The organism is Candidatus Methylomirabilota bacterium (assembly GCA_036005065.1).
Taxonomy (GTDB): Bacteria; Methylomirabilota; Methylomirabilia; order Rokubacteriales; family DASRDR01; genus DASYQW01.
In genome coordinates this window covers 1-5591 of sequence record DASYQW010000022.1, presented here as the reverse complement: position 1 = coordinate 5591, position 5591 = coordinate 1, and the positions used below count along the sequence as shown (strand labels likewise).

Sequence of the window (5591 nt, the reverse complement as noted above, 5' to 3'; positions counted from 1 at the left end):
GAACGCCCGGTCCATGATCGCGTGCACTTCCTCCGGATCGAGGCGCTCGGACATCGCCGTGAAGCCGGAGACGTCGGTGAACATGACGCTCACCAGCTTGCGCTCACCTTCGATGGCCGCCCGGCTCCTGAGGATCTTTTCGGCGAGGTGCTTCGGGGTATAGACGAGCGGCGCCTGCCCCGTGGGCTCGCGCGCCGCCCCGCATTGTCCGCAGAATTTCTGGCTCGGCGGATTGGGATGGTCGCACGGGGGCCACCCCACCGACAGGCGGGCCCCGCACTCGCCGCAGAACTTGTTCGCGGCGGGGTTTTGGGCGTGACAGGCGAGACAGGCTACCATGTCACCAGTCACCTGTGTGGTGTATCTCGGCTTATACGCTCCGGCCGGGCAGGCTGTCAACGGCCGGCTCGCCGTCAGCCCGTCCGGTCGACGGTGGGATCAACCGCCCCGCTCGTGGTGGTCGGCTCCGAGCGCCGAGTTGGCCGCCGCCACCCTCCGTGGAGGAGGTCCTACGCGGCGCGCCTGACCGCGTACTCGGCCGGGCTCAAGCATCTGGTCATCGTCGACGCCCTGATGATCGGGGCCGGGTTCGTCCTCCGCGCGCTGGCCGAGGTGGTGGTCAACCTCGCTCACTAGTCACTGAGCGAAGAAGTCGAGGAAGCTCGCCGCGAGCTTGCCGTACTCGTTGGCGACCTGGAGCGCCATCTTCCCGTCCTGCCACCACCGGTCCGGATCGAACGGGTCGTAGGGCGTCGGGGCGCAGTGAATGGTGACGGCGTCGCCCACCACGCGGCGGAACGTCCAGCACGCGCGGCGGGTGTGGGTGCGGGACGTCACGACGATGACGGAGGACCAGCGGCGCTCCCGCGCCAGACGGGCGACCGTACGCGCCTCGGCGGCCGTGTTCTGGGCGGGCGGCAGGCGTTCCACGGCGGCCGGTGGCACCCCCGACGCCGTCAGCATCCGGCCGGTGATCTCGTGCTGGAGGGCCACCGGGATGCCGAGCCGCTCGAGCGCATCGGCGAGCCGGGGGCGGACATCCGGGGAGAGCAGGACGCGCGGCGCCGCCCCCGCCAGGTAGAGATCGCGGGCCGCGAAGCCGCGCTCGGCCAGGACTTCCCCGGCGAGCACCACGATCGCGTCGGCGCGGGCCGGGGGGTCGGCGGCGACGAGGAAGCGTCCGGCGGGCGGGAGCACCAGCGCCGGCCGGGCCACGGCGAGACCGACGAGCGCCAGGGCCAGCAGAGCCAGGCCCAGCCGGGTGAGGCGCTTCGATCGGCACACGCGCCCGCCCCCCGACGGTGTCGCCTCGGCTTCGGGTGGGCGCGCCGGCGGCCGCTCGGCCGCGGCGTCCCGGCGCCCCCGCAGGGCCACGTCCGGCATCACGTCCTCAACGGGCGCTCTTGGCGAGGAGGTAGTTCTCCATGACCAGGAGGTCCATCTCGCTCTTCTGAAACGTCCGGATCGCCTCGGCCGGGGTCCGGACGATCGGCTCGCCCTTGAGGTTGAAGGAGGTGTTCAGGACGGCCGGGACGCCGCTCGCCTCGCCGAAGGTCTCGATGAGGCGGGCGTAGCGCGGGGCGAGGTCCCGATGCACGGTCTGGAGCCGGCCACTCCCGTCCACGTGGGTGACGGCCGGGATCGCGTCCGGGCGCGTGACCGGCACCACGTAGAGCATGAACCGGGCGGGGTGGTGGCGGGCCGGCTCGGCGATGTCGAAGTACCGCTCGGTGGCGTCCACGAGCACCGACGGCGCGAAGGGACGGAAGGGCTCGCGGAACTTGATCTTGATGTTGACGATGTCCTTCATGCGCTCCTGGCGGGGGTCGGCGAGAATCGACCGGTTGCCGAGGGCGCGGGGTCCCCACTCGAAGCGCCCCTGATACCACCCGACCACCTTCCCGGCCAGCAGGGCATCCACCACCCGCTCGAAGAGCTTGTCGTCGTCGCGGATCAGCTCGTAGGGGCTGCCCGTCTGCTCCAGGTCCGCCTCGATCGCGTCGGCCGGGAACGTCTCGCCCCAGTAGGCGTGGTCGAGGACGAACCGCCGCGGCTTTTGGAGCAGCACGTGGTACGCGTAGAGCGCCGCGCCCAGGGCCCCGCCCGAGTCCCCCGCCGCCGGCTGGATGAAGATCTCCTCGAACGGCGTCTGGCGGAGAATCTTGTAATTGGCGACGCTGTTCAACCCCACCCCGCCCGCGATGCACAGCCGCGGGAGCCCGGTGTCCCGGTAGAGCTGATTGGCCATCGCGAGGAGGATGTCCTCGGTGACCCGCTGGATGCTGGCGGCCACGTCGGCGTAGTACTGGTTGCGCCTGAGCTCCTCGGCGCTCGGCGGGCTCGGGTCGTCGTAGAGGCTGGTCTGGCGGGTGACGAAGCGCGCCCGGGGCGGTCGGGGCTCGCCGAACAGCCCGAGGAACTTGGCCCGGTAGCTCTGCTCGGGGTGATGGTGGTAGCTGAAGTACGACATGTCCAGGTGAAAGCTGCCGTCCGGCGCGATGTCGACGAGCCTCCGCACCCGATCGACGTACTTCGGCTCCCCGTAGGGAGCCATCCCCATGACCTTGTACTCGCCCTCGTTCACCTCGAAGCCCAGGAACGCCGTGAACACCGAGTACAGCATGCCGAGGGAGTGCGGGAAGCGGAGCTCCTGGCCGAGGGTGATCTCGTTCCGCCCGGAGCCGTCCCAGTCGGCCGAGCCGCGGCCCATCGTGGCCGTCGTCCACTCGCCGACGCCGTCGACCGTGAGGATGGCGGCCTCCCGATAGGGCGAGCAGAAGAGGGCGCTGGCGGCGTGCGAGAGGTGATGCTCGCTGAACAGGATCTTCTCCCGGTCGACCCCGAGCTGCTCCCGGATCAGGCTCTTGATCCAGAGCTTGTCGCCGAGCCACGTGATCATGGCCTCCCGGAAGACCCGGGACGAGCGCGGGAAGGTGGCCATGATGCTGAAGAGCAGCCGCTCGAACTTCAGGAAGGGCTTCTCGTAGAAGACGACGTGGTCCAGATCCCGCGCGGTGATGCCGCCCTCCCGCAGGCAGAAGGCGATGGCCCGGGCCGGAAACGCGTAGTCGTGCTTGATCCCGGTGAACCGCTCTTCCTCGGCGGCCGCGACGAGGACGCCGTCCCGGAGCAGCACGGCGGCGGCGTCGTGGTAGTAGCAGCTGAGCCCCAGGATGTCCACTACTGCTTCCGGAACGCCTCGAGGCTGGCCGGCGACGCGGCACGGGGGAGCCAGTGGGAGCCGCCCGGCCGCCGCCGGAGCTGGAGCGGGTCGGCCAGCAGCCGGACGCCCAGGGCGAAGGGGCCCAGGAGGACGAAGTAGAGGACCGTGAGGACGACGCGGCTCTGGACGCGGCCGATCGCGTGGGCGATCCGGACCCACCCGGCCCACACGGCGCGGAGCAGGGGCATCGCGGCCGGGGTCAGAACAGTGTGTAGATGAAGGGGGCGATAACGGAGGTCTGGGCCAGGACCAACAGCATCCCGAACACCACGATGATCGCCACCATCGGGATCATCCAGAAGAGCTTGCGCTCCCACAGGAACGCCAGCAGCTCTCCGAAGATCTCGAACTTCCACTGGAGCCTCTGAATCCGGCTCATGATCCGGGTTAGCTTCGCACACGCCGACGCCGAAGGTCAAGCTCGACGGTGAGAGCTTGACGGCGGAAGCTATTGACGTTTTCGGAAAAGCGCTCAAATAGTTACGAGGAACGATGCGGAGGCTGCGGAGGTGGCCGGACCACGATACGCGGGACGGCTATCTTTCCTCGAAAATTCCGTTGACACACGCCCGGCCACCATCTAGAGTCCCGTCAATTCGCGGGACCTATCCTCGGGAAGGGAGGGGTATCCGTGGATCGGGTCCGAGGACAGCCGAGGAGCCGCCGTTGCCGACCACATCGTTGGTGGGTGGGGGCGTTGGCGTGTTCGCGGCCGGCAACCTCGGTGGGGCCCCGGAGAAGGCGGACGGGTCGACGAGACGCTCCGCTCGCTCGACACGACGACCGGTAGGCGGTGATGACACCGCAACGCGAAACCGCGATCAGGAGCGTCGGGCTCGGGCTGCTGGCCGCGCTCCACGCGCTCCTCCTCCCGTCCCTCGTCGGGGCGTGGCCCGGCCTCTCGCCGGCGATGTCCAGTCCCCCGAGCGCTCCGGACTCCTCCGCGAGCCGCGTGGGCATCGTGGAGGGCTATGGACGGCTTCCGCTGGCGTTCGAGGCCAACCGGGGGCAGACCGACCCCCGCGTGGATTTTCTGGCGCGGGGCCGCGGCTACACGCTCTTCCTGACGCCGACCGAGGCTGTGCTCGTGTTGAAGGCGACGCCGGGCCGATCGCGTCCGGCGTCCCCTGCTGAGGGTGACGCCGTCCTGGGGCCGGCCGCCGGTGTCGTCCGCATGAAGCTCGTGGGCGCGAACTCCTCGCCCCGCGTCGTCGGACTCGACGCGCTTCCCGGCCGGGTCCACTACTTCCTCGGCAACGACCCGACCCGGTGGCGGACGGACATCCCCACCTACGCCCGGGTGCGCTACGACGAGGTCTATCCCGGCGTGAGCCTCGTGTACTATGGGCGCCAGGGGCAGCTCGAGTACGACCTCGTCGTCGCCCCCGGCGCCGACCCGGCCCCGATCCGGCTCGCCTTCGAGGGCGCGGAAGGGCTGGCCCTCGAGGCCGGAGGTGATCTCGTCGTCCGCACGGCCCACGGCGAGCTTCGGCTGCACGCCCCCGTGGTGTACCAGGAGGTCCAGGGCACCCGCGTGCCCGTCCCGGCGCGCTTCACGCTCGTCAGCGAGCCGTGCCCGGCGGCCGAGTGCCACGTGGCCCCGCTCACGGTCGGGGTGGCGGTCGCGGCCTACGACTCGCGCCATCCGCTGGTCATCGATCCGGTGCTGATCTACTCCACCTTCCTCGGCGGCAGCGGTGCCGACGAGGGGTTCGGCATCGCGGTCGACGCCGCCGGCAGCGCCTACGTCACGGGATGGACCGCCTCGGCCAGCTTCCCGACGACCGCAGGCGCGCTCGACACGACCTTCAACGGCGGCAGCGCGGACGCCTTCGTGACGAAGCTCAACTCCACCGGCTCGGCGCTGGTCTACTCTACCTACCTGGGCGGCAGCGGCGAGGACAAGAGCCAGGCGATCGCCGTCGATGCGGCCGGCAACGCCTATGTGACCGGCTGGACCGACTCGTCGGACTTCCCGACCACGGCCGGCGCGTTCCAGACCGCGCTCGGCGGCGGGCGTGACGCCTTCGTCGCGAAGCTCAACCCCAGCGGCTCGGGCCTGGTCTATTCGACGTACCTCGGGGGCAGCGGGAACGAGAGCAACGTGGACTTCAGCCCGGGCATCGCCCTCGATGCTGCCGGCAACGCTTACGTGACGGGCGGCACCAGCTCCAGCAACTTCCCGACCACGGCGGGGGCGTTTCAGACCTCATTGGGCGGCTCCTTCGACGCCTTCGTGACCAAGCTCAATCCGACCGGCACTGCCCTCGTCTATTCGACCTACCTCGGGGGAAGCGGCGACGACCAGGGCCACGGAATCCAGGTGGACGCATCCGGCCACGCCTACGTGACCGGCTACACCGGGTCG

Annotated in this window: 7 protein-coding genes; 2 read left to right on the top strand and 5 right to left on the bottom strand. The window is 70.1% G+C overall.

Translation table 11 applies throughout. The features are described 5' to 3' along the window. The coding region (locus VGW35_01135) for a zinc ribbon domain-containing protein (GenBank protein HEV8306242.1) at window positions 1-339 on the bottom strand (339 nt) is incomplete at its 3' end. 93 nt (window positions 340-432) lie between these two features. On the opposite strand from VGW35_01135, the gene VGW35_01130 reads away from it, so the two are divergent. Further along, window positions 433-636, top strand: coding sequence for a hypothetical protein (locus tag VGW35_01130; protein HEV8306241.1), 204 nt, complete (start codon window positions 433-435; stop codon window positions 634-636). Here VGW35_01130 and VGW35_01125 read toward each other — a convergent pair whose 3' ends face one another. Genes VGW35_01125 through VGW35_01110 form a run of 4 tightly spaced genes read right to left on the bottom strand, consistent with a single transcriptional unit; the run spans window position 637 to window position 3602 of the window. Beyond that, the gene (locus VGW35_01125) at window positions 637-1383 is read right to left on the bottom strand and encodes a YdcF family protein (protein HEV8306240.1); all 747 of its coding nucleotides are present in this window, start codon (window positions 1381-1383) and stop codon (window positions 637-639) included. It lies immediately after the preceding gene. A 7-nt stretch (window positions 1384-1390) separates the two neighbouring features. Next, window positions 1391-3181 carry a carbamoyltransferase gene (locus VGW35_01120; GenBank protein HEV8306239.1) on the bottom strand — a complete coding sequence of 597 codons (1791 nt, stop codon included), beginning with the start codon at window positions 3179-3181 and terminating at the stop codon, window positions 1391-1393. Continuing rightward, window positions 3181-3411: an SxtJ family membrane protein gene (locus VGW35_01115; GenBank protein HEV8306238.1), complete on the bottom strand. Its 231-nt coding sequence runs from the start codon at window positions 3409-3411 to the stop codon at window positions 3181-3183. Before VGW35_01115 ends, VGW35_01120 begins: the two co-directional genes overlap by 1 nt. A gap of 11 nt (window positions 3412-3422) precedes the next feature. Then, on the bottom strand, window positions 3423-3602 hold the full coding sequence (locus VGW35_01110; GenBank protein ID HEV8306237.1) for a DUF5989 family protein: 180 nt from the start codon (window positions 3600-3602) through the stop codon (window positions 3423-3425). A 417-nt stretch (window positions 3603-4019) separates the two neighbouring features. Here VGW35_01110 and VGW35_01105 point away from each other — a divergent pair. Beyond that, on the top strand, window positions 4020-5591 hold a 1572-nt coding region (locus VGW35_01105), incomplete at its 3' end, for an SBBP repeat-containing protein (GenBank protein ID HEV8306236.1).